This window comes from Actinomycetospora sp. NBRC 106378, assembly GCF_030269685.1.
Taxonomy (GTDB): Bacteria; Actinomycetota; Actinomycetes; order Mycobacteriales; family Pseudonocardiaceae; genus Actinomycetospora.
The window spans coordinates 44,311-71,160 of sequence record NZ_BSTT01000021.1 but is presented as its reverse complement, the minus strand read 5'-3'; the positions used below and the strand labels follow the sequence as shown (position 1 = coordinate 71,160).

At 73.8% G+C, this 26,850-nt stretch carries 25 protein-coding genes; 11 read left to right on the top strand and 14 right to left on the bottom strand.

Annotated features, from left to right (window positions below; translation table 11 throughout):
• Positions 1-16 precede the first annotated feature (16 nt).
• The 4 genes from QSK00_RS28650 to QSK00_RS28635 all read right to left on the bottom strand — a co-directional run bounded on the left by QSK00_RS28650 (position 17) and on the right by QSK00_RS28635 (position 4,540).
• Positions 17-736 (bottom strand): maleylpyruvate isomerase family mycothiol-dependent enzyme, encoded by a 720-nt coding sequence (locus QSK00_RS28650; RefSeq protein WP_285596589.1) that lies wholly within the window; start codon positions 734-736, stop codon positions 17-19.
• Complete coding sequence (locus tag QSK00_RS28645; protein ID WP_285596587.1) at positions 730-3,828, bottom strand: adenylate/guanylate cyclase domain-containing protein; 3,099 nt, start codon at positions 3,826-3,828, stop codon at positions 730-732. Before QSK00_RS28645 ends, QSK00_RS28650 begins: the two co-directional genes overlap by 7 nt.
• Before the next feature lie 51 nt (positions 3,829-3,879).
• Positions 3,880-4,188, bottom strand: coding sequence for a DUF3817 domain-containing protein (locus QSK00_RS28640; RefSeq protein WP_285596585.1), 309 nt, complete (start codon positions 4,186-4,188; stop codon positions 3,880-3,882).
• 136 nt (positions 4,189-4,324) lie between these two features.
• Positions 4,325-4,540, bottom strand: a complete 216-nt coding sequence (locus QSK00_RS28635) for a hypothetical protein (protein WP_285596583.1) — start codon at positions 4,538-4,540, stop codon at positions 4,325-4,327.
• Between the two features lie 71 nt (positions 4,541-4,611).
• On the opposite strand from QSK00_RS28635, the gene QSK00_RS28630 reads away from it, so the two are divergent.
• The gene (locus QSK00_RS28630) at positions 4,612-4,854 is read left to right on the top strand and encodes a hypothetical protein (RefSeq protein ID WP_285596581.1); all 243 of its coding nucleotides are present in this window, start codon (positions 4,612-4,614) and stop codon (positions 4,852-4,854) included.
• Positions 4,855-4,856: 2 nt separating this feature from the next.
• Here the strand turns inward: QSK00_RS28630 and QSK00_RS28625 are convergent, their stop codons facing one another.
• Entirely contained in the window at positions 4,857-5,426 is a 570-nt protein-coding gene (locus QSK00_RS28625) for a TetR/AcrR family transcriptional regulator (RefSeq protein ID WP_285596579.1), read from the bottom strand.
• A gap of 81 nt (positions 5,427-5,507) precedes the next feature.
• On the opposite strand from QSK00_RS28625, the gene QSK00_RS28620 reads away from it, so the two are divergent.
• Entirely contained in the window at positions 5,508-6,395 is an 888-nt protein-coding gene (locus QSK00_RS28620; protein ID WP_285596577.1) for an SDR family oxidoreductase, read from the top strand.
• Between the two features lie 83 nt (positions 6,396-6,478).
• Here the strand turns inward: QSK00_RS28620 and QSK00_RS28615 are convergent, their stop codons facing one another.
• On the bottom strand, positions 6,479-7,354 hold the full coding sequence (locus QSK00_RS28615) for a LysR family transcriptional regulator (protein ID WP_285596575.1): 876 nt from the start codon (positions 7,352-7,354) through the stop codon (positions 6,479-6,481).
• A gap of 71 nt (positions 7,355-7,425) precedes the next feature.
• Here QSK00_RS28615 and QSK00_RS28610 point away from each other — a divergent pair, with 71 nt between their 5' ends.
• The 5 genes from QSK00_RS28610 (at position 7,426) to QSK00_RS28590 (ending at position 16,721) form a co-directional block, all read left to right on the top strand.
• Positions 7,426-8,103: an alpha/beta fold hydrolase gene (locus tag QSK00_RS28610; RefSeq protein WP_285596573.1), complete on the top strand. Its 678-nt coding sequence runs from the start codon at positions 7,426-7,428 to the stop codon at positions 8,101-8,103.
• 6 nt (positions 8,104-8,109) lie between these two features.
• Entirely contained in the window at positions 8,110-10,206 is a 2,097-nt protein-coding gene (locus QSK00_RS28605) for a prolyl oligopeptidase family serine peptidase (RefSeq protein ID WP_285596571.1), read from the top strand.
• A 152-nt stretch (positions 10,207-10,358) separates the two neighbouring features.
• Positions 10,359-13,553: a GH12 family glycosyl hydrolase domain-containing protein gene (locus tag QSK00_RS28600; protein WP_285596568.1), complete on the top strand. Its 3,195-nt coding sequence runs from the start codon at positions 10,359-10,361 to the stop codon at positions 13,551-13,553.
• 56 nt (positions 13,554-13,609) lie between these two features.
• The gene (locus tag QSK00_RS28595) at positions 13,610-15,271 is read left to right on the top strand and encodes an acetolactate synthase large subunit (RefSeq protein WP_285596566.1); all 1,662 of its coding nucleotides are present in this window, start codon (positions 13,610-13,612) and stop codon (positions 15,269-15,271) included.
• Positions 15,272-15,527: 256 nt separating this feature from the next.
• Positions 15,528-16,721 carry a glycosyltransferase family 39 protein gene (locus QSK00_RS28590; RefSeq protein WP_285596564.1) on the top strand — a complete coding sequence of 398 codons (1,194 nt, stop codon included), beginning with the start codon at positions 15,528-15,530 and terminating at the stop codon, positions 16,719-16,721.
• 10 nt (positions 16,722-16,731) lie between these two features.
• On the opposite strand, the gene QSK00_RS28585 is transcribed toward QSK00_RS28590, so the two are convergent.
• Complete coding sequence (locus QSK00_RS28585; RefSeq protein WP_285596562.1) at positions 16,732-17,175, bottom strand: pyridoxamine 5'-phosphate oxidase family protein; 444 nt, start codon at positions 17,173-17,175, stop codon at positions 16,732-16,734.
• Between the two features lie 160 nt (positions 17,176-17,335).
• Between QSK00_RS28585 and QSK00_RS28580 the strand changes: the two genes are divergently transcribed.
• Positions 17,336-18,556, top strand: a complete 1,221-nt coding sequence (locus QSK00_RS28580; protein WP_285596560.1) for an MFS transporter — start codon at positions 17,336-17,338, stop codon at positions 18,554-18,556.
• On the opposite strand, the gene QSK00_RS28575 is transcribed toward QSK00_RS28580, so the two are convergent.
• The 5 genes from QSK00_RS28575 to QSK00_RS28555 all read right to left on the bottom strand — a co-directional run bounded on the left by QSK00_RS28575 (position 18,550) and on the right by QSK00_RS28555 (position 22,744).
• On the bottom strand, positions 18,550-19,743 hold the full coding sequence (locus QSK00_RS28575; RefSeq protein WP_285596558.1) for an acyl-CoA dehydrogenase family protein: 1,194 nt from the start codon (positions 19,741-19,743) through the stop codon (positions 18,550-18,552). The genes QSK00_RS28580 and QSK00_RS28575 overlap by 7 nt on opposite strands.
• A 143-nt stretch (positions 19,744-19,886) precedes the next feature.
• Positions 19,887-20,447 carry a class F sortase gene (locus QSK00_RS28570; RefSeq protein WP_502872092.1) on the bottom strand — a complete coding sequence of 187 codons (561 nt, stop codon included), beginning with the start codon at positions 20,445-20,447 and terminating at the stop codon, positions 19,887-19,889.
• Between the two features lie 85 nt (positions 20,448-20,532).
• A complete protein-coding gene (locus tag QSK00_RS28565; RefSeq protein ID WP_285596555.1) occupies positions 20,533-21,084 on the bottom strand; it encodes a hypothetical protein in 552 nt (183 codons plus the stop codon).
• Between the two features lie 68 nt (positions 21,085-21,152).
• The gene (locus QSK00_RS28560) at positions 21,153-22,124 is read right to left on the bottom strand and encodes an HTTM domain-containing protein (protein ID WP_285596553.1); all 972 of its coding nucleotides are present in this window, start codon (positions 22,122-22,124) and stop codon (positions 21,153-21,155) included.
• Positions 22,121-22,744 (bottom strand): hypothetical protein, encoded by a 624-nt coding sequence (locus QSK00_RS28555; protein ID WP_285596551.1) that lies wholly within the window; start codon positions 22,742-22,744, stop codon positions 22,121-22,123. The genes QSK00_RS28560 and QSK00_RS28555 overlap by 4 nt, the downstream gene beginning before the upstream one ends.
• Before the next feature lie 51 nt (positions 22,745-22,795).
• Here QSK00_RS28555 and QSK00_RS28550 point away from each other — a divergent pair, with 51 nt between their 5' ends.
• The 3 genes from QSK00_RS28550 to QSK00_RS28540 are packed head-to-tail and all read left to right on the top strand — an operon-like array spanning position 22,796 to position 24,329.
• Entirely contained in the window at positions 22,796-22,936 is a 141-nt protein-coding gene (locus QSK00_RS28550) for a hypothetical protein (protein WP_285596549.1), read from the top strand.
• 2 nt (positions 22,937-22,938) lie between these two features.
• Positions 22,939-23,508, top strand: coding sequence for a phosphotransferase (locus tag QSK00_RS28545; protein ID WP_285596547.1), 570 nt, complete (start codon positions 22,939-22,941; stop codon positions 23,506-23,508).
• A gap of 47 nt (positions 23,509-23,555) precedes the next feature.
• On the top strand, positions 23,556-24,329 hold the full coding sequence (locus QSK00_RS28540; RefSeq protein ID WP_285596545.1) for an alpha/beta hydrolase: 774 nt from the start codon (positions 23,556-23,558) through the stop codon (positions 24,327-24,329).
• A gap of 18 nt (positions 24,330-24,347) precedes the next feature.
• Here the strand turns inward: QSK00_RS28540 and QSK00_RS28535 are convergent, their stop codons facing one another.
• Positions 24,348-26,339 (bottom strand): S9 family peptidase, encoded by a 1,992-nt coding sequence (locus tag QSK00_RS28535; protein WP_285596541.1) that lies wholly within the window; start codon positions 26,337-26,339, stop codon positions 24,348-24,350.
• A 68-nt stretch (positions 26,340-26,407) separates the two neighbouring features.
• On the bottom strand, positions 26,408-26,725 hold the full coding sequence (locus QSK00_RS28530; protein WP_285596540.1) for an antitoxin: 318 nt from the start codon (positions 26,723-26,725) through the stop codon (positions 26,408-26,410).
• Positions 26,726-26,850 lie beyond the last annotated feature (125 nt).

The following is a 26,850-nucleotide window of genomic DNA, read 5'->3' as shown; positions in this document are numbered from 1 at the left end:
ACGGGGCGGAGCCACCTCACGGTCCCGGGAACCACATCTTGAACGCCCGCGCCCCCGTGTCGACGGTCAGCGCCGGGTCGTCCACGCCGGTCCGCCCCAGGGCGAAGCGCAGCACCGCGGTGTCGGACTCCCCCTGCACCAACGTGTTCGGCGGGAGATCGACGGCCTGCCACGCCCCGTCGACCACCCCGAACCGCAGGTCCACGGTCGGCCCGGTCAGCCCCACCACGGTGCCCTCGTCCGGCGCGGTCGCCGCCAGCGCCGGGAACACCGCGGCGAGCACGACGGCCGTCGCCGTCACGACGTCGGGCCCGAACGGCTCGTCGCGCCCGAGCGCGGCCAGCACGTCGTCGGCGTGCACGCCCGCCTCCATCGTGAAGACCTGGAGCGCGAACGGCGTCGGGATCGCGCCGAACGGGATCTCGACGGTGCCGCCGAGTTCCGCCGCCCGGTCCAGCTCCGCCACCAGCGCGGCGACCGAGGTGCGCAGCGCCGCCAGCACCTCCGGTCCGTCACCGACCGGCTCCGCGCCTTCCCCGCTGCCTGCCGCACCGACCCGCGAGCGCCGCAGCGCGTCCGCCTCCATCGACGTGCCCCACGCCCCGTGCCGGGCGAGGTCGAGCAGGGTCCAGCCGGCGCAGCGCGTCGGCTGCTCCCACCGGGCGTCGGGGAGGGCCTCCAGCACGGCCCCCCAGCAGCGGGCCACCGCCTCGCGGGCCTGCACGTCGGTCAACATGCGGTGCGTCCTTCCTGACGGAGCTCGGCGCGGGTCGCGTCGGTGGCGCGCACGGCGCCGGTGGCCTCGTTGAGGGCCAGGGCGGCCCGGAACAGGGGGACCGGGTCCCGGCCCGCGGCGCGGGCGGCGAGACCGCGGAAGTGGTCGACGGCGCCGAGGCACAGGGCGCCCGAGCCGACCACGACGACGAGCCCGGCCCACGGCGCCAGCAGCTCGACCAGTGCCGCCCCGGCGCCGGTGTCCCCGACCAGCGCCGCGATCTCCGCGCACTCGGCGAGCAGGAAGGCGCGGGCGGCGTCGTCGCCGAGGACGGCGAAGTCGTCCGCCGCGCACCACCGCAGCAGCGCCGCGGCCTCCTCCCGCCGCCCCGCGCGGGCCGCCGCCACCGCCACGTGCACCCAGGTCCGACCGCCCACGGTCCCTGCGACGCGGCGCAGCGTCGGCAGGGCCAGCTCGGGGGTGCCGAGCGCGGTGTGCAGCGTGAGCAGCTGCACCGAGTGGACCTGCCCGGCGTCGCCGTAGTGCCAGCGCTCGCCCTCGACCCGGAAGTGCTCGACCGCCGCGGCGGCGTCGTCGAGCCCGCCGTGGTGGAGCAGCATCGTCGCCCGCCACATCGCGGGGTACCAGAGCAGCAGCGGGCGCCCGAGGCGCACCGCGAGGGCCGAGGCCTCCTCGACCAGTGCGACGGCCTCGGTGGTCGCCCCGAGCTCGAGCAGGTCCACCATCCGCAGCCGCAGGGCCTCGAACTCCCGCTCGTCGTCGCCGGCCGCCCGTGCCGCCCGGAGCAGCTCGGAGTCCGACGCGAGGCGGGCCTGCAGGGCGGCCGGCGCGGCGAGGGTCGGGCGGCGCGCGAGGAGGGCGTAGGCGAGCGCGCCGGGGTCGCCCGCGCGCCGGGCGAGGGCCACGGCCTCGTCGCCGAGGGGACCCGCCGTCGGGACGTCGCCGCCGTACCCGTGGGCGCGTGCGGAGGCCGCGAGCAGCCGGGCGCGGAGCCCGGACTCGGCGCCCGGAGTGAGCGCGAGGGCCTCGTCGAGCAGGGCGAAGGCGCGCGCGCCCCACTGCGTGCGCGGCAGCCGGCTGTCGAACAGCGCGTCCTCGTAGCCGAGCGCTGCGGCCGCCCGGGCCGCGTGCGTCCCGGGTGCCGCGGCCCCGGTGACGGCGGCGAAGGCGCCCATGGCCTCGGGCAGTCGTCCGCCGCGGCGCAGGGCCTCCGCGCGGCGCAGCCGACGGTGGGCCTGGTCCTCGGAGGGGCGCGGGTCGGCCGCGGCACCGAGGTCGTGGGCGCGCGCGAACAGCTCGGCCGCGTGCAGCGGCTCGCTCCCGAGGGCCGCCTCGCCCGCCTCGGTGAGGGCCGCCGCGGCCCGGCGCGCGAGCGCGACCCGGTCGAGGCGGCTCCCGAGCGCCGGCGCCTCGGCGTAGGCGTCGGCGAGGTGGCGCCCCACCAGCTCGACGCGCCCGCCCCGCCGTCCCAGCCAGCCCGCGAACCGCTCGTGCAGCTCCGCCCGGCGGGCGCGGGGCAGGGTCGCGTACGCGGTGTCCCGCAGGAGGCGGTGCCGGTAGGTGTACGACGACGGGTCGATCGCGCCCACGTGCGGGCCGGTCAGCAGCCCGGTGCCGGTGAGCTCGGCGAGCGGGGCGTCGGGCTCGGTGACGCCGAGGTCGGGCAGCGCCGACGACGGCAGCGTGCGGCCCGCGACCGATCCCTGCCCGAGCAGCGTGCGCGAGGGGGTCGGCAACGCGTCGAGCTGGCCGAGGTAGATCGCGCGGACGGTGCTGGGCACGACGGGGTCGCCCGCGACCCCCGTCTGCTCCCAGGCGCGCAGCAGTTCCACGACGAACAACGGGTTCCCGCCCGCCGCGCGGCGCACCTGCTCGACGACGGACGGGGCGAGGTCGGGCGCGCGGTCGGTGACCAGCGCGGTGATCTCGTCGTCGGGCAGCGGGTCGAGGACGAGCACCTCGCCCGCGGGGACCTCGGCGCCGGGCCGGGCGGTGGTGACGACGAGCCGGGTCGCCCGGTGCGGGGCGGCGGTGGCGTGGTCGAGGAGAGCGAGCAGGTCCGGGCTGGCGAGGTGGACGTCGTCGAGCACCCAGACCGGGGTCGGCCCGCCCGGGTCGCCGTGCGCGTCGAGCACCGCCGTCCACGACGTCCACAGCTCCTGCGGACTCCCGTCGAGCGGTTCACCCGCGAGCAGGGCGGCCGTGTGCCGGGCCGACACCGCGGCTCGGGGCCCGGTGTGCCCGTGGTGCGCGAGGCGCGCGGGGAGCTCGTCCGCGGTGACCCCGGCCGCGGTGAGCAGCGCCGCGACGGGCGCGTACACCGGATCGTCGCGCCGTACCCGGGCGAGCCACACCGGGCCGTCGGTCCGGTCGCGGAACTCCTCGACGAGCCGGGTGCGCCCCACCCCCGGCGGGGCGAGCACGGTGAGCCGCTGCGCGCCCCGGGCGGCGCGGTGCGCGGCCTGCAGGCGGGCCAGGTCGGCGTCGCGGCCGCGGAGGCGGTCCCGGTCGCGCGGGGTCGTGACCCGACGTCCGGCCACCCGGTAGGCCGCGACCCGCTCCGCCTTGCCCTTGAGCGCGACGTCGCCGAGCGGGTCCAGCGCCACGACCGTCCCCACGGCGAGGGCGGTGTCCGGCCCGACGACGACGGTGCCCGGCTCCGCGGCCGCCTGCAGCCGCGCCGCGGTGTTGACCACGTCGCCCGAGAGCCGCCACGTGCCGTCCGCGGCCCAGGTGACGACCACCTCGCCGGTGTGCACCCCGACCCGCGCGGCCAGCGTGCCGGGCGCGAGGCCGAGGTCGGTCTCCACCCCGGCCAGCGAGTCGATGATCGCGAGCCCGGCGCGGACCGCACCGACGCCGTCGTCGGGACCGAGGACCGGCAGCCCGAATGTGGCCAGGACCGCGTCGCCGATGTACTTCTCGACCTGCCCGCCCGCCGCGGCCACCAGCCCCGCGACCTGGGCGAAGTAGTGCTCCTGCAGCAGGGCGACGTCCTCGGCGTCGAGCTCCTCGACCAGGCTCGTGAACCCGACGAGGTCGACGAAGAGGACGTGGACGAGGCGGCGCTCCGGGGGGCGTGCGCTCGTCACGCTGCACATTCAACACGGCGAGATCCCGTCGCGCACCGTCCCTCGGTCGGACTACGCGAGCCGGCCCCGCCGATACACGGAGCGTTCGAACCAGAGCGTGGTCAACGGCGGGATGCTCGCCGCGAGCCCGACGATCGTGGTGCCCCACGACCAGCGGAACGTCCGGGCGGCGAGCAGCGTGGTCACCACGTAGGCGACGAACAGCACCCCGTGGATCGGGCCGAAGATCTTCACGCCGACGTCGTCGAACACGACGAGGTACTTGAAGACCATGCCGATGAGCAGGCCCGTCCACGAGCACGCCTCGGCGATCGCGACGGCGCGGAAGATCGTGGCCAGCGGGGTGGTCGTGCGGATCACGGGGGCACATCCTTCCCGACAGGATCCAGGCAGCACGCCGACAGGGGGTCGGTGCCGGTGTGAAGGCGGGCGCGGATGTCAGCGGTGGCACACGGCTGACATCCGGGGTCAGCGGTGGCGCACCGCTGACCGTGGCTCACCCCTCGGCGTTCTCCGCGCTGTCGACGATCCGGCGCACGCTGTTGCGGTGGTAGCCCGTGAGCTCGGCGACCTCGGTGACGGTGACGCCCGCGGCGAGGGCCTGGCGCATCGCCTCGACGAACTCGGCCTCGGCGGCGTCGGCGGCCCGCCGGGCGGCCTCGCGTTCCCGGAGGGCGGCGTCGAGACGCGCTCGCACCTCTCTCGGGTCCACCACAGCACGGTGACGTGCACCAGACACAGTGCATGACGCCAGAGTGCTCGTGCACCAGGTATGGTGCATGCATGAGCCCGCGCTGGCACCTGCACGCCCGACTGTTCCGCGGGACGCTCGACGCGCCGGTGCGCAACGAGCTGCGTACGGCCGAGGGGGACGACCGGGAGGCGCTCGAACTGCTCGCGGACGACCTGCGGGAACGCGGCTGGCGGGTGTGGCTCTACGAGCGTCATCCCGCCCGGCCCGGCAGTCTCGAGGTGGCGGGCCGGCAGGAGCGCTCCTGCGTGGTGCGGGAGTGGCGCCCGATCTGAGGTCAGCTCAGGGACGTGGCGGCCGCGTGCAGGGCGCGGAGTTCCTCGCGGGCGAGCTCGCCGTAGGAGGGACCCTCGCCGTCCGACCAGCGGGCGAAGGCCCGGTGGAACGCCTCGACGCCGAGGTCGGCGGCGATCGCCGCCGTCGGGTCGGGGATCCCGCGCTCGCGCAGGCTCGTCGTGAGCACCTCCGCGAGGTGGGCGCGCTTGAAGGCGGCCCGTTCCCGGAGCTCGTCGTGCGCCGCGACGACGGCCCGCAGGCGTGGTCCGAACGCGCGCTGCTCCGCGGTGAAGGTCGCCGTGGCGTGGTCGAGGGCCGCCGTCACCACCTCGAGCGGGGTGGCGTTGGCGGGAGCCTCGGCGGCACCGGCCGTGAACAGCGCGCCGTGCTCGTCCTGGCCCGCGAAGAGCGGCTCCCGCTTGTCGGGGAAGTGACGGAAGAACGTCGCCTTGGTCAGGCCGGCCCGCTCCGCGACCTGCGCGACCGTCGAGGACTCGAAGCCCTGTTCGGCGTACACGTCGATCGCCGCCTGCACGAGCCGCAGGCGGGCGTCCGGTTCCCATCGGGCCACGGTCCGAGAATAACGATGAGACAGAGTATCGTCACGGTGCTACGGTGATGAGACACGGTCTCATCGACAGAGGAGCTCGACATGCACGTGTTCGTCACCGGCGGTACCGGGACCATCGGTTCGGCGGTCGTCGCCGAGCTGCTCGACGCCGGTCACTCCGTTCTCGGGCTCGCCCGCTCGGACCGGTCGGTCCAGGCCCTCACGGCCGCGGGCGCGGAGGTGCTGCGGGGTGGGATCGCCGATCTCGACGTGCTGCGCAAGGGTGCGGCCGCCGCCGACGGCGTGATCAACCTGGCCTTCGACCACGGCTCCGAGACCAACGACGCCGCGGCCCTCGACCGGTCGATCGCCGAGGAGGCTGCGGCGATCGAGACCCTCGGTCGTGCTCTGGTGGGCAGTGGCCGGCCGATCGTCACCGTCTCGGGCACGCCGTGGGTCCCCGGCCGCGCGTCCACCGAGGCCGACCCGCTGCCGCTCGAGGGGCCGGTGGCCGGTCGTGCCCGGTCGGTGATCGCGCTGCTGGCGATGGCCGATCAGGGCGTGCGCACCTCGGCGGTCCGGATCCCGCGCACGGCGCACGACGAGGGGAAGGGCGGATTCGCCGGCCTGCTGACCGACCAGGCCCGCCGCACCGGCGTCGCGGGCTACCCCGGCGACGGCGCCCAACGCTGGCCCGCGGTCCACGCGCGCGACGCCGCCGTGCTGTTCCGGCTCGCCCTGGAGAAGGCACCCGCCGGCACCGTGTGGCACGCCGTGGCCGACGAGGGTGACGCCGTCCGCGACATCGCGGCCGTGATCGGCCGACGCCTCGGCCTGCCGGTCGGCCCGGTCCCGACCGAGGACTTCGGTCCGTTCGGCCCGATCTTCGCGATGGACCAGCCGTCCTCGAGCGCCCACACCCGTGCGGAGCTGGGATGGGAGCCGACGCACCCCTCGCTGCTCGAGGACCTGGAGCTCCTCGAGTCCTGACGCTCTGCCGTAGGGCGAGACGTCAACCATCGGTCCGGACCGGGGCCCTGCGCCCGATGGGCGACGTCTCGCGGAGCCCCCGCTCAGCGTGCGGCCAGCAGGGCCCGCGTCACCGCGGCCGCGGCGGGGCCCTGCGCCCCGCGCGGCCGCGCGAGCACCAGCCGGGCCCGGACGTCGGGGGCGTCGAACGGCAGCATCACCAGGTCCTCGGTGCGCAGGGCCGAGAGCGAGATCGGGAGGACGGCGATGCCCAGCCCGCGGGCGGCGAGCCGGGCGAGCACGGTGGGGTCGCTCGCGGAGCACGTGACCCGCACCGCCACCGACGCGCACGCGAGGTCGAACGCCTCGCGCAGCGCGTTGCCCTCGGCGGGGGCGACGACGTCGCGGCCCGCGAGATCGGCCGGCGCCACCCGCGTGGAGGCGGCGAGCGGGTCCGACGGCGGCACGGCGACGACCAGCGACTCCTCGGTCACCGGGTCGGTCACCAGGTCGTCGGGCACGCCCCCGGCCGCGCCGATCAGCGCGACGTCGAGGTGGCCCTCCCGCAACAAGGTGGTCAGCCGCGCCGATCCGGCCTCGAGCAGTGAACACGCCACCTGCGGGTGCGCGGCGGCGAAGTCGGCCAGCACGCCGGGGACGTCGAGGAACGGCCCGCTGGTCACCATCCCGACCCGGGCCTGTCCGCGCAGCAGACCGTCCAGGTCCTCCACCACGCGCCGCACGTCGGCGACGGCGGCGAGCGCGGTCCGGGCGGCGGCCACCACCTCGGCGCCGACGGCGGTCGGGCGGACCCGGTGCCCGGACCGGTCGAGCAGCTCGTGGCCGAGTTCGCGCTCGAGCTTGCGGACCTGGGCGCTCACGCCGGGCTGGGCGATCCGCAGCCGGTCGGCGGCACGGGTGAAGCCGCCGTCGTCCACGACGGCGACCAGGTACTCGAGCTGGTGGAGCTGCACGGCCATCACCGTTGCTTCTGGCCGGGGTCACGAGCAAGTCTTGGACTTCTGGTCGGAACCCGCCGAGGCTCGTCGTCATGAACATCGTCCTGATCCCCGGGGCCTGCCACGGCGCCTGGTGGTACGCCCCCGTCGTCGAGAGCCTGACCGCACGGGGCCACGCGGCCCTCGCGCTGACCCTCCCCGGCCTCTGCGAGCGGGCCGAGGAGCCGGGCGCGACCCTCGCGTCGCACGTCGCGGACGTGACCGCGACCGCCGCCGCGCTCGACGGCCCCGTCGTCCTCGTCGGCCACAGCTACGGCGGCATGGTGGTCGCGGGGGTGGCGGACGCGCTCCCCGGGAAGGTCGTCGGGCTGCTCTCGGTGGACGGGTTCGCGCCCGAGGACGGGGACTCGTGCTGGACCTCCGTCGACGACGCCATGCGGGCCTGGTACGTCGACGCGTCCGGGCGCAGCGGCACCGGCCTGGACCCGATGCCGCAGTTCGACCCACGCGCCACCCCGCACCCGGTGGCGTCGCTGCTCCAGCGCATCCGGCTCACCGGTGCCTTCCGCGGGGTGCGGCACTACGCGCTCGCCGCCGACCCGGCGTGGGCCGCGGGCTCGCCGTTCCCCGCGATCGCCGACCGGCTCCGGGCCGACCCGACGTGGACCGTGACCGACCTGCCCACCACCCACGACGTGCTGCGCGAGGGACCCGACGTGCTCGTCGGCGCGATCGAGGCGCTCGTCGCGGAGGTCGACCAGGCAGGATGACCGGCCGTGGCAGCACCTGCTGATTCCTTCCCCCGCCGCCAGGCCGCGACCCGGCGCTTCACCCTCGGCGCCCCGCGCGGCGCGACCGTCGCCCCGGACGGCTCGCGCGTCGTCTTCCTGCGCAGCCGCGGTGGCGACGATCCGGTGACCTGCCTGTGGGTGCTCGACGTCGCGAGCGGCGAGGAACACCTGCTCGTCGACCCGCTCGCCCTCGACGTGCCGGGCGAGGAGGACCTGCCGCCGGAGGAGAAGGCGCGGCGGGAGCGGGTGCGCGAGCAGTCCGGGGGCGTCGTCGACTACGCCACCGACCGTTCCGTCGACCTCGCCGCGTTCGTGCTCTCCGGACGGGCCTTCACCGTGGCGCTGCACCCGGGCGCCACCCCGGAACCGCTGCCCGTCGAGGGACCCGTCGTCGACCCGCGCCCCTCCCCGGCCGGCGACGCGGTCGCCTTCGTGCGCGACGGAGCGCTGCACGTGCTCGTCGACGGCGCGGAGCGCACCCTGGCCACCCCCGAGGCCGACCACGTCACCTACGGACTCGCCGAGTTCGTCGCGGCCGAGGAGATGAACCGCTACCGGGGCCACTGGTGGGCGCCGGACGGTGCCGCCCTGGCGGTCGCGCGGGCCGACGACGCCGCGGTCACGCGCTGGCACATCGCCGACCCCGCGAACCCCGACCGCGAACCGACCGCCGTCGGCTATCCCGCCGCCGGCACGACGAACGCGACGGTCACGCTGCACGTGCTCGGCCTCGACGGGTCGCGCGTGGACGTGGAACAGCCCGACGAGTACCTCGCCGACGTCACATGGGACGCCCACGACCTGCTGCTCACCACCTCCACCCGCGACCAGAGGACCATCACGCTCCGCCGGGTGGACCCGTCGTCGGGAACCTCGGCGGTGGTGCGCGACGAGACCGACCCGGCCTGGGTGGACCTGGTGCCCGGCGTCCCTGCCCACCTCGACGACGGGTCGTTGGTCTGGTGTGCCGATCTCGACGACGCCCGCCGGCTGGTCGTCGACGGGGTGGCGGTGACCGGACCCGAGTGGCAGGTCCGCGGGGTCGCGGCGGTCGACGGCGCAACGGTGCTGGTCACCGCCTCGCGCTCCGGCGTCCCGACGTCGACGGTGCTGGCCGTCTGGTCGCGCGAGGCCGGGCTGTCGGTGGTGAGCGCCGAGCGCGGCGTCGCGTCCGGCCGGCTGGCGGGCGGGACGCTCGTCGTCGCGCAGGCCTCGCTGGAGCACGACGGGTCGGTGACGACGGTCCGCGGCCCCGGGTCGTCGACGGTGCTGCGCTCGTTCGCGGAGTCGCCGAACCTCGAACCGCGGGTGCACCTGTTCGCGGCGGGGGAGCGGGGCCTCGCGACGGCGGTGCTGCTGCCCCGCCACCACATCCCCGGCTCCGAGAAGCTCCCGGTGCTGCTCGACCCGTACGGCGGGCCGCACGCCCAGCGCGTCCTCGACGCCCGCGGCGCCTTCCTGACGAGCCAGTGGTTCGCCGACCAGGGGTTCGCCGTGGTGATCGCCGATGGCCGTGGGACGCCCGGGCGCGGTCCGGCGTTCGAGCGCGCCGTCGACGGTGACCTCGCCGCCCCCGTCCTGGACGACCAGCTCGCGGCGCTCGAGGCGGCCGCCCGCGAGGTGGAGGACCTCGACCTCGCCCGCGTGGCCATCCGGGGCTGGTCGTTCGGCGGGTACCTCGCGGCGCTCGCGGTGCTGCGTCGACCGGACGCCGTGCACGCGGCGATCGCCGGAGCGCCCGTCACCGACTGGGCGCTCTACGACACCCACTACACCGAGCGCTACCTCGGCACGCCCCAGGACCGGCCCGACGCCTACGAGCGCTCGTCGATCCTCGCCGACGCGGCCCGCCCCGCGACGGCGGAGGCCCCGAACCGGCCGCTCATGCTCATCCACGGGCTGGCCGACGACAACGTCGTCGCCGCCCACACCCTGCGGCTCTCCTCGGCCCTGCTCGCGGCCGGACGGCCGCACGAGGTGCTCCCGCTCTCCGGGGTCACGCACATGACGCCGCAGGAGGTCGTGGCCGAGAACCTGCTGCGTCTCCAGGTGGCGTTCCTGAAGGAGTCGCTGCGCTCCTGATGGCAGGAAAGCGTCGTTGCTGTCATCCAGTGGCAGGAACGCCGCGTCGTCGAATCCGGGCCCACGAGTTTCTCCAAACCGCACCCACGCGCCGCGCCGACCGTCGACCCTGAGATCCGGTTCGGGGTCACGGCGGACGGTGGAGGACTCGGGTGGGCGCGGCGGACGTGCGGCTGGAGGTGGTGCGCGCCCTCGGCGGGGCGGTGGTGCTCGCCGACGGGCGGCCCCTGCCCGTGCCACCGGGCGGCGACGCGCGGGAGGTGGCGCTGGCGGCCGCGCGACGGCACGCGGCGCGCCACGGGCGCGTCCTGCAGGTCGACCTCGTCGACGGCGGGGTCACGCGTCTCGCCGTCGGCCCGGCCGGTCCCGTCGACCCCTTCCCGACGCCGGGTCCTGCCGCGGCCGAGCCCTTCCCCACGGCGGGTCGTGCGACGGCAGAGCCGGTCGCGCCATTCCCGACGGCGGGTCCTGCCGCGGCCCAGCCGGCCCGTGCGGAGACGTCCGCCCACTCGTCCCGGTGGCGGCGCCTCACGCCCGTCGCGGCCCTGCACGAGCGGCGACCGGTCGGCTCGCTGGTCGCCGCGGCCCTCGTGGCGGTCGCGGTGCTCGTCGGGGCGGTCGGCACCGGTGTCGCCACCCTTGCGTCCTCCCAGGCGCTGCCCGACTCCTGCCGCCCGGTGACCCTCTACGCCGTCGGTGGTGCGGGAGGCGGGTCGGACGTGCTCACGGCGGTGACCGACCCGCTGGCGCAGCAGTTCGGCGAGAAGGTCTCCGTGGTGACGGTGCCGCCGCCGGCCACCGGCGGGTCGTACTCGTCGGCGGAGTCCGCGGCGGTCGGGGCCCTGTCGGACGCGGTCGGGGACCACGTGGAGGGCTGCCCCAGCGGCTCGATCATGCTCTTCGGCTACTCCGCGGGCGCGCAGGTCGCAGGGGACCTGGCGTCCCGGATCGGCACCGGGCTCGAGCCGCGGATCCCGGCCGAGCTCGTGCGCGCGGTCGGGCTGTTCGGCGACCCGGCCCGCAGCCCCGCCACCCGCGCCGTCCCCGACGGCACCCCCGGGCAGGGCGTCCTCCCACCCCGCGCCGTCGGGTTCGGCACCCTCGACGCCCGCACCATCCAGATCTGTGCCCCCGGCGACCCGGTCTGCGACAGCCCCCCGACCGCGGGCAACGTCTCCCTCGAGCAGGCCCTGGCCTCCCCGGTGCACGCCACGTACGTCGAACTCCCCATCGCCCAGGGCACGTCGGCGCCCCAGTGGGCGGTCGCCTCGCTCGGCAAGGTGGTCGCCGCGGTGCCCACCGACGCCGGGCCCGCCCCGAGCACCACCACGACGACGACGGGTGCCGGGGGCGGCGGCGCGGTCGGGTCGACGACGCCGGTGGCCCCGGCTGAGGACGGCTCGGAGTACGAGGAGGAGCCGGGCGGCGTCACGCTCACGCAGGCTCCGGGGGCGGGTGGCGTGACGGCGACCCGCCCACCCGCCTCGGCCGGAGCCGGACCGACCGCGACGCGGGCCCCGGGCGGTGGCTCCGGAGACATCACCGCCACTCGCGCGCCGGGCTCGGCGAGCGGGTCGGGCGAGGTGACAGTCACCCGTGCGCCGGGCGCGGCCGGCGAGTCGGGTGACGTGACGGCGACCCGGGCGCCCGGGTCGGCCGATACCGACGTGACCACCACCCGGCCTCCAGACGGTAGATCGACGTCCACTCGTGAGTCGAGCGCCGGCAGCACCACACGCGCACCGGGCGCGGATGAGGCTGACGGCTCGGGCGAGATCACCGCGACGCGTGCGCCCGGCTCCACCTCGGACGGCGACGCCACCACGACGCGGCGCTCGGGCACCCCGAGCACGAGCGCCGAGAGCGGTGACGACGGGCAGGGCCGGGAGACGAAGGCGGCGTTCTCCCTGACCAACGGGCTCGCGGGCTTCAAGGACACGCCGTGGAACAACCAAAACGCGACGGACCCGTCGGACGCCGAGTCGCCGAACGTGCCCGGCCGCGAGGCGGTGAAGTTCGAGATGCCCGGCGGAGGCAAGCGCACCGAGGCCGAGCCCGACGTCCCGGAGTTCCAGGACGGCGAGACGAGGTTCGTCGGCTACTCCGGCTTCTTCGACCAGGGGTTCCCGACCGACACGGGGACGTGGCAGCTGATCATGCAGTTCAAGCAGCCGGGGACGGGGAGCCCGCCGCTGGCGGTGGAGGTCGGGAACGGGCAGCTGCGGTTGGCCAACAACGGCGGCAACCAGAAGGACTTCTGCCCCGTCGGGCCCGGGGCGTTCTCCTTCCAGCTGGGCATCACCTTCGGCGGTGCCATCGACGCCTACTGCAACGGGAAGCAGACGCTGTCGGGCTACCGCACGCCCGAGTCGAACGTGGAGGGCAGCGCCTACCTCAAGACGGGCATCTACCGGGACGAGTCGATCGGTCAGGACAGCACGCTGTTCCTCAACGACCTCAAGATCGGGGACGACCTGGCGTCGGTGTCCGGCTTGGCCGGCGCCCCGGGCGGGTCGGGGGATACCGCTCCGGCCGCCACCACCCGGAGCCGCGCGGCGGACGAGGACGACCGTGCCGCTGCGACCACGTCGAGCTCGAGTCGGACGGCGAGCACCACCCGGGCTCCGGAGCCGAACGCCGCCCGTCAGGCCGAGACCGCGAACGTCCGCGGTCGGCAGGTCTGCGACAAGTTCGGGTCGACCGAGATCGCCGGCGGGGCGTTCATGGTCCAGAACAACGAGTGGGGCGCGAACGACGGGCAGTGCATCACGGCCACGACGCAGGGCTTCAGCGTCGACTCGGGGGACCACAGCAAGAACGACGCCCCGGCGTCCTACCCGTCGATCATGTCCGGCTGCTGGATGGGCACCTGCACCGAGGGCACCACGCTGCCGCAGCGCATCAGCAATCTCGGTCCCATCAGCTCGAGCATCGCCGGCGAGATTCCCGCCGGGACGAAGTCCAATCTGGCCTATGACATCTGGGCGGACAGCACCCCGAAGGAGAACGGCCACAACGACGCCGTCGAGCTGATGATCTGGCTGAAGGAGACCGGCGGGATCAAGCCGATCGGGCAGCAGACGGGCACCGCCACGATCGGCGGGGCGACGTGGGACGTGTGGAAGGGGGAGAACGGCGGGGTCAACGTCATCTCCTACGTCCGGCAGGGCTACGTCGACCGTGCCGACGACCTACCGCTCACCGACTTCGTCCACGACGCCGTGGCGCAGGGGTCGGTGCAGGCCTCCGACTTCCTCACCAACATCCAGGCGGGGTTCGAGCCGTGGACCGGCGGCCCGGGCATGGCCCTCACCCGCTTCGACGTCCGGTATGACGGGAGTGGGTGAGCGGACCCCGAGACCGGGTACAGCTCCGGGCGTCGACGACCGAGGAGGAGCGTGACGTGAGGGCGAGCGATCTGTTCGTGCGGTGTCTGGAGGCCGAGGGTGTCGAGTACATCTTCGGGGTGCCCGGCGAGGAGAACGCCGACCTCCTCATGTCGATGCGCGACTCCGCGATCCGCTTCGTCCCCACCCACCACGAGTCGGGCGCCGCCTTCATGGCCGACGTCTACGGCCGGCTCTCCGGGCAGCCCGGGGTGTGCCTGTCGACCCTCGGCCCAGGCGCGTCGAACCTGGTCACGGGCGTCGCCAACGCGAACATGGACAACTCCCCGGTCGTCGCCATCACCGGGCAGGGCGCCACGACGCGCCTGCACAAGGAGTCGCACCAGGCGATGAACGTCGTGGAGATGTTCACGCCGATCACGAAGTGGACCACCTCGCTGCGGGACGAGACGACGATCCCCGAGGTGATCCGCAAGGCCTTCAAGCTCGCGGTCGCGGAGAAGCCCGGCGCCACGCACGTGGAGCTGCCGGAGGACATCGCCAAGCACGAGGTCGAGAGCGCCCCGATCGTGCCGCCCGAGAAGGTGCGGCGCCCGGTGCCCGACGGGAAGTCTGTGCAGGCCGCGCTCGACCTCATCGCGCGCGCCGAGCGTCCGGTGCTCCTGGTCGGACAGGGCTGCGTGCGTACCCGCGTGAGCCGTCAGCTGCAGCGGTTCGTCGACGAGACCGGCATCTACGCCGGGATGACGTTCATGGGCAAGGGAGCGCTCTCCGACCGCCACGAGCGCAGCCTCTACGCCGTCGGCCTCGGGTCCCGGGACTACGTCACCGAGGTCTTCGAGGCCGCCGACCTGGTCATCGCGGTCGGCTACGACATGGTGGAGTGGCCGCCGTCGCGCTGGAACATCGGCCGCACCAAGCGCCTGCTGCACATCGACTTCGACCCCGCCGAGGTCGACGGCGCCTACCGCCCGACCGTCGAGATCGTCGGGGACATCGCGGCGACGCTCTGGGCGATCAACGAGGGGCTCACCGAGCGGCACCGGTTCCCCGACATCGAGGCCCACGCGCGGGCCCGCACGCACCTCAGCGAGGAGATCACCGAGGGCGGGGCGTCCTCGGAGGCCGAGACCGGTGACTTCCCGATGAAGCCGCAGCGCATCCTCGCGGACCTGCGCGCCGAGATGGACGACGACGACATCCTGATCTCGGACGTCGGGGCCCACAAGATGTGGGTCGCGCGGCACTACCCGACCTACACACCGAACAGCTGCATCATCTCCAACGGCTTCTGCTCGATGGGGATCGCCGTGCCGGGCGGGGTCTCCGCGTCGCTCGTACACCCCGACCTGCGGGTCGTCGCCCTCTCCGGCGACGGTGGGTTCCTCATGAACGGCCCGGAGCTCGCCACGGCGGTGCGGCTCGGCGTCGCCCCGGTGAACCTCGTCTGGGAGGACAACGGCTACGGCCTGATCTCCTGGAAGCAGGAGGTCGAGTTCGGGCGGCACTTCGGCACCGACTTCCCGTCGCCGGACCTGGTCAAGATCTCCGAGGGGCTCGGCTGCCATGCCCGCCGGCTCGAGAGCGCCGACGAGCTGCGGCCCGCGCTCAAGGAGGCGTTCGCGCAGCGCGATCGCCCGTCGGTGATCGTCGTGCCCGTCGACTACCGGGAGAACGTGAAGCTGACGAAGCGGCTCGGGCAGCTCATCGCGCGGTGAGTCCCGACGGTCAGGTCCGCTCCACCCGGCGGACCTGACCGCGCTCGCATCTGGCTCTGTGCAATGCTCCCGGTCCTGTCGTCGCAGGGACGGCGCTCACGCTCGCGAGGAACCGATGGCTGACGTCTCGTCGCCCGCCGTCGAACGGCGGAGGCGATCTCAGCGCACCCCACGGGAGTGGGATCGCATCGTTTGGTGGGCGATCGTCCTCGGAGCGTGCCTTCGGGCAGTCTGGATCCTCGCCGTCCATCCGCCGGTGCGTTTCGTGTACTCGGACATGCTGGGCTACGTCGAGCGGGCGGCCCGGCTCGCGTCGGGTGCGCCCCTCGCTCCCATCGACGCATTCTTCCCGCCCGGCACCCACCTCCTGCTGTCGATCCCCATCGCCCTGTGCGGGCTCGTGACCGGGTTGTGGGTGGCCACGCTGCTCTGGTGCCTGCTCTCCATCGCCACCGTCTACGTGTCGTGGCGCCTGGCGCGGATTCTGCTCACACCCGCCGCTGCCGCCCTCACGGCGGCGTTCTGCGCAGTGTGGCCGCTCTTCATCACCTATGGCGGCTACTTCACGTCAGAGACCCCGGCGTTGGCTTTTCTCGTGACCGCGCTCTGGGCAGGGGTCGAGGCCACTCGACGTGACGGCCGAGCGGCTCTGGTCCTCGCTCTCGCCGGCGGGATTCTCGGCGGGGCCGCGGCGGCGACACGACCACAACTGTTGATCAATGCACTGATACTTCTCACCGTCGCCCTGTTCAGCAGGAAGGCGAGCGCCGCCTCCGCGGCGGGGCTGGCGTCCGGACTCCTGCTGGTCCTCGCACTGGTCGTGGCCCTCAACAGCGCTGCCTCCGGACACTTGGTCGGACTGGCGCGGAACGGCGGCGTGAACTTCTGGCTCGGGCACTGCGACGTGAAGACCGTCAACACCGTCAATGCCGACAATGTCCTGACCTACTCGATCACCCATCCCGTAGCGTCACAGCTCGGGCGAACAGGCGTCATCGTGGTGAAGAACCACGATGTCTGGGACGAGGGACTGTTCGTCGGGCTGGGCCTGCGATGCATCGAGGAAGACGGGGTCGGTCACATCGCGCGCCTGGGTCAGAACATTCTCGACATGACAGCGACGACCACGCCGTGGCCCCAGTCGGCGGCCGACGGTTGGCCGAGAACTGTCGTACAGGCGGCCAACCTCGCCTACGCCGTGCTCCTGCCTTTCATCCTCGTCGGCTCCCTGCTCCTCCTCGTGCGGCGGAGGCGAGAGGGGTGGAACAGCGGCGAGGCGTTCTTCCTGGTGAATCTCGTGTGCGTCGTGGTGGTGGCGGTTCTGGCCATCGGGGACCCTCGTGTGCGGACGGTCTACGACGTATTCGGTTTCGCCCTCCTCGGGGCGCTGCTCGCCGACCGTCTCCACCTCGACCGTCTGCCCGACGAGGAAGCACTCGAGGACCGCTGAATCCGGCCGGTCAGGTCCGCTCCACCCGACGGACCCGACCATCCGGGCGCCACGACTCGATCACGAGCCGGTCGCCCAACTCGGCGATCCGGGTCAGCACCACCTCGGTGACGTCGAGGGCGAACGACGCCCCCTCCTCGGCCGGCGGCCCGCTCCGGGCGCGCCCGGCCACCTTGGCCTCACCGGGCCACTGCGACGGGTCCTCCGGCGGGTCGACCGACGGCGAGTGCAGCGCGACGCGCGGATCGCGCCCTACGTCGGCGAGCTTCACCGAACCCGGCATCATCCCGAAGGTCAGCTCACCGTCGACGAACTCCGTCTCGATCCCGCTGATGCGCGGCGAACCGTCCGCCCGCAGCGTGGCCATCGTCTTGTGCTTCCCCCGCTCGAAGCACGCCCGCACCGCGGCGGCCAGCTCGGGTGCCGCTCCCTCGACCTCGCTCCACGTCGTCACGGATGGAGGTCTAGCAGCGGCCCCCGACACCGTCACCGACGATGCGGGGTCCCTGCCACTGGATGACAGCAACGACGCTTTCCTGCCACGGCGAGGCGATCCGGCGTCGTTCTTCACACCCGATGTCCTTCCGTGGGCGAACCATCCAGACTGGGCACACGTGACCACCGCCGCGCCGCGACGCCCCGCCGCGTCCCTCGGGACCCCGCTCCTCGTCGCCGCGATCGTGCTCGTGGCGCTCAACCTCCGCGGCCCGATCGTCGCGGTCAGCCCGGTCGTCGACGCGATCCGGGTCGACCTGGGCGTCTCGGCCGCCGTCGCCGGGTTGCTGACGAGCCTGCCGGTGCTCGCGTTCGCCCTCGCCTCGCCACCCGCGTCCTGGCTGATCGGACGGATCGGGGCGGAGCGGGCGATGCTCGTCGGGCTCGCGGTCCTCACCGCGGGCACCGTGCTGCGGTCCGCGGACGGGATCGCCGGCGCGCTCGTGGGGACGGCCGTGATCGGCGCCGGCATCACGGTCGGCAACATCGTGATCCCGGTGGTCATCGGCCGCGACTTCCCCCACCGTTCGGGGCTGCTGCTCGGCGTCTACACCGCCACGATGAACGTCGGCTCGATGATCACGCTCTCGGCCACCGTGCCGATCGCCGCCGGTACCGGGTGGCGGCTGGCGCTCTGCGCCTGGCTCGTCCTGGCGGTGGCCGCCGCCGTTGTCTGGACCCTCGCGACCCCCTATCGGCGTGCTCAGCTGCTCTGCCGCGAAGCCCCCGACGAGTCCCGTCCCGACGACAGCTCGGTGGCGGCCCGTGCTCCCTGGGCCCGGCCCGTCGGGTGGCTGCTGCTGTTCGCGTTCGCCGGGCAGTCGTTCTCGTACTACGGCCTGACCGCCTGGCTGCCCGAGATCCTGCGTGACCTCCGGGGACTCGACGCCACAGGTGCCGGGGTGGCCTCGTCGCTGTTCCAGATCCTCGCGGTCGCCGGGGCGCTGGTGACGCCGCTCGTGGCGCGGCGAACCAGCCTGCGGCTGGCCTTCGTCCCGGTCGCGGCAGGGTTCCTCGCCCTGCCGGGCGGGTTGCTGCTCGCGCCGTCGCTCTGGCCGCTGTGGTGCTCGCTCGCCGGCGCCGCGCAGGGCGGCGGTTTCACCGTGATCTTCTCCGCATGCCTGGCCGCGAGCCGCGACACCACCGAGAACCGCCGGATGGCCGCGTTCATCCAGGGCGGCGGCTACCTGCTCGGCGCGCTCGGACCGTTCCTGCTCGGCGCCGTGCACGAGGCCGTCGCCCCTCCGGCCTGGGACGTCCCGCTCGCCGTCGTGCTCGGCGCGCTGGTCGTCCTCGCGGTGGCGGGAGCCGCGGCCGTGACCCGCGTGCGGACTCAGTAGCTGCGCGGCATTCCCAGCACGTGCTGGCCGACGTAGGCGAGCACGAGGTTGTTGTTGACCGGCGCCACCTGGTAGAGCCGGGTCTCGCGGAACTTCCGCTCGACGTCCCAGGTGTCGACGAAGCCGTAGCCGCCGTGGGTGTCGAGGCACGCGTTGCCGGCCTGCCAGCTGGCCTCGCTGGCCAGGAACTTCGCGAGGTTGGCCTGCTCGCCGCACTTCTCGCCGGCGTCGAACAGCGCCGCCGCGCGGTAGCGCATGAGGTCGGCGGCACCGACCTGGGCGTAGGCGCGGGCGAGCGGGAACTGCACGCCCTGGTTGGCGCCGATCGGGCGCCCGAACACCTGGCGGTCGTTCGCGTACGCGGTCGCGCGGTCGATGAACCAGTACCCGTCGCCGACCGCCTCGGCCGCGAGCAGGATCCGCTCGGCGTTCCAGCCGTCGAGGACGTAGCGGAACCCCTGGCCCTCCTCGCCGATCAGGGCGCTCGCGGGCACCCGCATGTCGTTGTAGCGGACCTCGTTGGTGGCGTAGTTGAACATGGTGCGCACCGGCTCGACCTTGAGCGTGTCGGGCTCGTCGCGGCGGACCTCGCGCAGGTCGACCAGGAACAGGCTGATGCCCTGCGTCCGCTCCTTCGGGTCCCCGCCGCGGGGGCTGGTGCGGGCGAGCACGAGCGCGAGGTCGGACTGCTCGATCCGGCTGGTCCAGTTCTTGTGTCCCGAGATGACGTAGTCGTCGCCGTCGCGGATCGCGGTGGTGCGGATGTCGGTGGTGTTCGACCCGGCCTCGGGCTCGGTGATCGAGAAGGCCTGCAGGCGGATCGACCCGTCGGCGATCCCCGGCAGGTAGGTCTTCTTCTGCTGCTCCGACCCGTGCTTGAGCAGCGCGCCCATCGTGTACATCTGCGCGTGGCAGCCCGCGGAGTGCCCACCGGAGCGGTTGATCTCCTCGAGCACGATCGAGCCCTCGGTGATCCCCAGCCCGCTCCCGCCGTACTCGCTCGGGATCAGGACGGCCAGGTACCCGGCCTCGGTCAGCGCGTCGACGAAGGCGTCGGGGTACTCGCGGTTGCGGTCCCGCTCGCGCCAGTACTCGTCGGGGAACCGGGCGCACAGCTCCCGCACCCGTCCCCGCAGCTCCTCCTGCGCCTCGGTGGTGACACCGACGGGGGTGGGGGTGCTGGGCATCGGTGCGCTCCTCGGGCCGGTCTGCTCGACGAAGACCATCTTCCCTTCCCGACGGCGGGTGCGCTCGGGCTGCCAGCTGGGGCAGGAGACGACGAACGGCCGCCGTCCGGGGCGGACGACGGCCGTTCAGGAGTGGACTTCGATCAGGTCTTCCGGACCTCGGTGAGGTTCGCGTAGACGATGATGTTGGCCTCGTAGCTGCGCGCGGCGGGATCGAAGACGCCACCGCAGGTGATCAGCCGGAGCTGGGCGTCCGGGGTGTCGCCGTAGACCATGTTGGCGGGGAAGGCCGCCTTGGGCACGGTGTCGACGTTGCTGACGGTGAAGACCGCCGTCTGACCGTCCTGCCGGTTGACCATGATCTGGTCGCCGGCCTTGACATCCTTGAGCTTGTAGAAGATCCCGGGCTTCCCGCTGCCGTTGACGTGTCCGAGGATCACGGCGGGGCCCAGCGACCCGGGGGTCGGGCTCTTGTCGTACCAGGCCGCCTGCATCGGGGTCTGGAGGGAGGGAACCTCGAGTTCGCCGTCCGGCTTCTGGCCGAGGGCCAGGAGCGAGGACTGGGCGCCGATCGAGGGCACCGACACCGACGTGGGTGTGGACGCGGCGAGGGTCTCGACTCCCGACCCTCCGCCGCCGCGGGACCCACCGGAGGTCCCGACGGCGACGAGGGCCACGAGTGCGAGGAGCACGACGATCCCGATACCGACCTTGGTGGTGACGGAGTCGGTCCGTGACCGCTCCTTGGTCGGCGGGGTCTCCGTCGATGCATCGCTCACGAGTGATCTCCTACTGGAACGAGCCGTCGCCCGTGTCCACGCCGCCCTTGGGCACGCTGGACACCTGCGTCGCCACCACGGTCGTGGGCACGTAGGTCGGCGCCGCGTAGCGGTCGCAGCCGCAGCCGTGGTCGTAGTACTTGCCGTAGTAGCGGTGGCCGTAGTCGCCGAAGACCGGCACCGGGTACGGGCTGTACTGGATGACCGTGTTGTTCCCGCTGGGCCCGGTGGGCGTCGTCGACGTCGTGGCGTTGGTGGACACGATGCTGGTCAGCGTGTCGGTGACGGCCGTGGCGCCCTGGGTGAGAGCGTCGGTCACGGAGCTGACGACGTCGGTGACCGGGTTGGACCCGGTGGTCGTGCCGGCGTCGGTGGAGACGATGCTCGTGAGCGTGTCCGTCACCGACGACAGGGCATCGGTCCCGCCGGTGGTGCCGGTGCCGGTGGTGCCGCCGCCGGTGGTCTGCGCGAAAGCAGCCCCGGACATCGTCGTTCCTACGAGCAGCATCCCGGCGAGCACCACACCGGTGCGGCGGAAGATGTCCCGCCCTCTCGACTTCATTCCAGCCCCGTCCTGTTCGATCCGACCCACATCTACGTGTCCGCTTGTCGTGCGGACAGAGACCTTCGTTACGTCGAACGAGCGACCGTCTCGCCAGTTTCGTCTCGAATCGGTAACGGTCGGCCTCGCGCCCTGGACAGCCTGCCCCGGAACCACATGATCACCCGCCGGGCGGCCTCCGGCGACAGGAACACCAGGTAGAGGCAGAGCATCCCTGCGCTGAAGAAACCGACGATGACGCCCACCGCGATCAGGAGGTGCATGAGCACTCCGAGCGCGATCACGTAGGGACGAGCGCGTCGGTTCCAGACGAGGACACCCAGGCTGAGCTCGAGCAGCAACGTGCCGAAAGTGAGCCACTCCGACACGACCACGGAGCCGAGCAGGGCATCGGGCGGCGGGAATCGCGTGATGTCCTGGACACGCAACGCGTAGGTGACCGCGGTGCCGTTCCGCCAGGTATCGCCCTGGAGCTTCGCCCAGACGGTCGAGACGTAGATGAGGCTCAGCTGGATCTGGAGCAGCCGGAGGGCCCAGGGTGCACGGAGTTCTGCGGTCCAGAAGCTCGCCCGGTCCCGGCGCCAACGGTCCAGCGACAGAGCCGCTCCGGACGGCGCGAGCATCAGGTAGAAGGCGAGATAGCGCAGGAGATCGTCGCCGTTGTTGAGGACGTAGGAGTTGCGCCGCTCGATCGACAGGATGCCGACGAAGACGATCGCGGCGGCGAGACGCGGACGGCGGCCGACCGTCAGTGCCACCGCTGCCAGGAGGGTGGCGAGCCAGACCACGGACACGGCGAGCACGCTGCTGTTGAGGTTCAGCAGGCCCCATTGCCACGACTCGAGCGGACGGGGCGACGGCAGGACGCCGTTCGGACCGAGGAACGTGAAGAGGTCGGGCAGGTGACTGAGCGTCCACAGCGTGGCGACGACGCCGAACGCGATGCGGAAGAGCGCCAGCGGCGTCGTGTCCGTGGGCTCGAACCAGAAGCGGTTCCACGCGACCAGTGCGGCACGTACGCGTCCGCGGGTCCCGGTCACGGCGCGACACCGATCGCGAAGAACTCGCGGTAGACCGCCGGGCCCCGAGCCGGACCGTCGCCGGGCGGCAGCGTGTCGGACCGCCGATTGACCAGGGCGACCCGTACCGGCTTCCCGCCGGCTGCGCGGTCCTGATCGGCGAGGTAGCGGCAGAACGGGTCCCACATCGCCACGTTGTCGGGGCCGTTGGCGAGCCGGTCGGCCCATCGCTGCCAGCGGTAGGTCCAGTACTCGTCCAACCCGCGTCCGGACTCGATCGGCACGATCCGCTGGGAGCCGTCCACCTGCTGGATGTGGGCCTCGACCTCGAGACTGAAGCCGCGCGGGTTCGGGGCGAAGACGCCCCACCCCTGCTCCATGCCGAGGGCGCTGAGTACCGGGGCCACGACGGTCATCAGCCCTCGTTTGGTGGCGCTTGCCGGAGCGTTGATGACGAGCAGCGAACCGACGAGGACGACGAGGAAGACCGAGATCGCGATGCGCCCACGACGGGTTCGCTCCAGCCGGACGCTCCACGGTTCCTTCCGACCCATCGTCGCGGAGTCACTCGGGACGGACTCCGGGGAGTTCTCCGTGTCGGCCTCGTCGTGGCGAGCGCTCCCGTCGAAAGAGGTGCTCACGAGGAGGACCGTCGTGAGGGGCGCCACAGCACGCACGGCACGCTAGCGGACGTGACTACCCGCAAGTACCTCGGCTCCGGCTGGGACTGCGACGCGTGGCTCGTGGACGGCGTCTGGGTGGAGCGCACCGCGAAGCGCCCCGACGTCGAACCGTGGCTGCACACCGAGACCACCCTGCTGAGTCTCCGCTGACGGTGCGCCACCGGATCGTCCCCGGGCGTCCGGCCCTTCCCGACGACGGGCCCGGCGTCGGGACCGCGATCGGCGAGTTCCTCGCAGCCCTGCACGCCGTCGACCTCGCCGAGGCCGTCCGCCGGGGCCTCCCGCCACCGGAGCGGACGTCTGCGATGCGGGACGCGCACGTCGACCGGTTCACCGCCGAGGTCGTCCCCCGCCTGCCGGGTGCGACGGGTCGGTGGTTGCGCGGCCGGCTGGACCTCCTCCGTGACGCGCCCGCCGCCGTCGTCGTGCACGGGGATCTCTCGGCGGATCACGTGCTCGTCCACCGGGGACGGGTCTCGGGCGTGATCGACTGGGGCGACGCCCGGGCCGGCGACCCGGCCAAGGACCTGGTGTGGCCCCTGCTGCGGGCGGGCCCGGACACGGCACGCGAGCTGGCCTCGGCCTACGGCGTCACCGACGAGCTCGCCGCCCGAGCGCGGGCCTGGCTCGACGTCGGCCCCTGCTACGCGGTGACCCACGGGGACGACGTGGGCGACCCGTCCCTCGTCGCCGAGGCCCTCACCTGGTTTCCGGCGCTCTGACGCGTGGGTAAGTCAGCTTACTGGTCGTCGGGGATCGGAGGAGTGCCATGCGGTGGAGTCCCCCCGGATGGGACGCGGTGGTCGGCTTCGGTCTCACGACCATGGGCCACGCGACCATCGGCGTCACGGGCCTGCGGCACCGGTCCGTCGGGCCGACCGAGCAGGTCACGCACCCCGGCGGCGGCCCCGTCGTGCTGCTCGGCGGGATGTGCGAGACCGGACCCTGCCTCGAGCCGATGGCCCGGTGGCTGACCCGCCTCGGCTACGACGTCCACCCGTTCACCCTCGGCTCGGGGATGGGCTGCGCGCAGCGCACCGTCGACTCGCTGACCCGGCGGGTCCGCACGATCGCCGCGGACGCCGGCGAGCCGGTCCGCGTGATCGGGCACAGTCGCGGCGGCCAGTTCGGCCGCGCGGTGGGCGCCGCCGCGCCGGAGTCGGTGGCCCAGTTGATCACCATCGGCACGCCCTTCGACCGCTGGGGCGGCCTCACCCCGTCCATGGCGGCCGTCGCCTGGAGCATGGCCGCCATCGGTTCCGCCGGGATGCCCGGGCTCTTCGGGCTCGGCTGCATGATCGGGCGCTGCTGCGCCGACTTCCGCGGGACGCTGCGCGCGCCCTGGCCCGAGGACGTGCCCTTCACCAGCATCTACAGCCGCACCGACGGCGCGGTGCCGTGGCGGTCGAGCCACGACCCCTACGCCCGCAACGTCGTCGTCGAGGGCGGCCACATCGCCCAGCTGACCTCGGCGGCCGTCCAGCGCGTCGTCGCGGCCGAACTGGCCTCGGTCCCGACGACGGCTGACCGCGCGATCGCCTAGGCGCTGCGCCGCGCCCGGCTACGGCATCCCCGGCGCCAGGTGCCGGGCGAAGAAGTCGAGGATGATCTCGGCGCGCTGCACGCGACGGCGGGGGGAGCCGGTGCGCGACAGCTCGTGGCCCTCGTCGGGGAACCGCCAGTACTCCACCTCGCGGCCGAGCAGGCGCAGCGCCAGGTACAGCTGGTCGGCCTGCTCCGGCGGGCACCGCAGGTCGTCGTCGGCGTGCAGGATCAGCAGCGGGGTGTGGATGTGCTCGACGGACGAGGTCGGGGACATCCGGCGATAGACGTCCGGGTGCGCGAGGTGGTCGACACCCATCTCGAACCGGAAGAAGCCCGCCAGGTCCGACCCGCCCCACTCCAGCGACAGCAGGTTGTTCGCCGCCCGCTCCGAGCAGGCCGCCGCGAACCGGTCGGAGTGGGCGATCAGCCACGTCGTCATGAACCCGCCGTAGGAGCCGCCGAGCACGCCCACCCGCGCCGGGTCGAGCGCGGCGTCGCGCGCGAGGGCGGCGTCGAGGGCGGCGAGGACGTCGTCGGCGTCGACGCCGCCCCACCCGGTGCCCGGCGTCTCGGCGGATTCCGGCGACCGGATCGCGCGCAGCGCGGCCTCGGTGTCGCCGCTGGACCCGTGCGGGTTGCACCAGAGCACGGCGTAGCCGGCGCCGGACCACATCGCGAACTCGTCGAACCACGCCGTCGGGTACTGGGTCATCGGCCCGCCGTGCACCGAGAGCAGCAGCGGCGTCCGGCCGTCGGCGCCGGCCAGCGCGGCGCTGCGCGGCCGCAGCAGCCACGCGTCGATCTCCCCGCCGCCGGACGAGGGCACCCGCAGGTGCTCGGGCGCGTCGACGGGCAGGTCCCGGTGGAAGGCGGCGGAGAACGACGACAGGGTCGTCTCCCGACCGTCGCGCACCACGGCGAGCTCGGGCCGGGAGGTCGGACCCGTCGTCAGGACCGCGAGGGTGTCCCCGGCCGCGTCGTACCCGACGATCGCGCGGGTGCCGCCGAGGACCTCGACGGGCTCGCCGGAGCCGTCCGCGGGGACGGCGTACAGCGGCTGCGTGCCGTGGTCCTCGACGGTGAAGAGGAGCTCGGAGCCCCGCCACAGCGGCGCGCGGCCGCCGACGAACGGCGCCGCCTGACGGTCGAGTCCCGCCGTGAGCACCGCCGGTTCCCCACCCGTCGTCGGGACGACCGCGACCCGCCCGAAGGACGGGATGAGCGTGACGTCCTCGGTGAGCACCGCGATCGACGCGCCGTCGGGGGACCACGACGGGCGGGTCACCGAGAGGCTCGAGGAGGTGGTGAGCGGCCGGATCTCCCCGGTCCCGACGTCGAGCCGGTGCAGGGCCTCCACCATGGTCAGGTCGGCGTCCGGCTCGTCGCGCACGGTCGTGACCGCGAGCTCCCGCCCGTCGGGCGACCAGGCCGGTCCGCTGATGTCGTAGCGGTGGTGGGCGATGAGCCGGGCGGACGCGGGCGTGTCGGCCGCGACCACGAAGACCGCCCGCGGGCGGTCGACGATCCAGCCCTCGCCGTCGAGCTTGGGGAGCAGCCGGTCGATGCGGCGGGGGAGCGTCGTGCGGTCGGGCGTACCCACGACGGTGAACGGGGGCGCGTCGGGCCGCGGCTCCCGCGAGGTGAAGGCGATCGCGGACCCGTCCGGGGACCACGCGGGCTCCCCGATCGCGGACGCGCGCTCGACGAGCGTCACCGGCTCGCCGGGTCCGTCGACCGGGAGGACCAGCAGCTGGTGCGGGCCGTCCGGCCCGGGTCCGGAGCGGGTGAACGCGAGCCGCGTCCCGTCCGGGGACCAGCGGGGGTTCGCGTCCCCGTCGCCGCTGGTCAACGGCCGCGGCCGACCGTCCACCGGCGCGATCCAGATCGCGGTGCGGTAGCGGTCGGCCTCGAGGTCGACGCGGCTGACGACGAGCGCGACCCGGCTGCCGTCGGGGGAGACCCGCGGGTCACCGGGGCTGACGAGTCGGGCGATGTCGGCCGGCTGCACGGGCGCCGACGCTAACCGGTTCCGACGCGGTGCGCGCCCGGATTCGCGGTCGGGTCCGGCGCGCGGGTTCAGCGGTCGGTGCGCTCGCTGGGGTAGCGGCGGGTGGTGGAGCCGTCGGCGCGGTAGGGGTCGTACCGGGACTGCTGCGGCCCGTACTGCCCGGCCTGGCTCGGCCCGGGCACCGTGCGTCCGGGGACGCTGGTCTCCTTGCGGACCTGACGCAGCGCCCCGTCGATCTGGCGGCGGAAACGGCCGTTCGTGCGCTGGTCGATGAAGGAGGCGGCCTGGTCGGCGTACCGGTTGACCTTCTCCGGGTTCTGGCGGGCGTACTGCCGGGCCGCGGCCACCGCGGCCCCGAGAGTGGCCACTCGACGCATCAGAGCCATGTGCTGCACCTCGTCGGTTCGGGGACTGGCGGGCAGGGGCCCGGACCGGTGGAGGCACCGACGCCCGGGACGCCCATCATCGTGGATACCACGACCGACGGCTGCCCGACCCCGTTCCTGCGGGC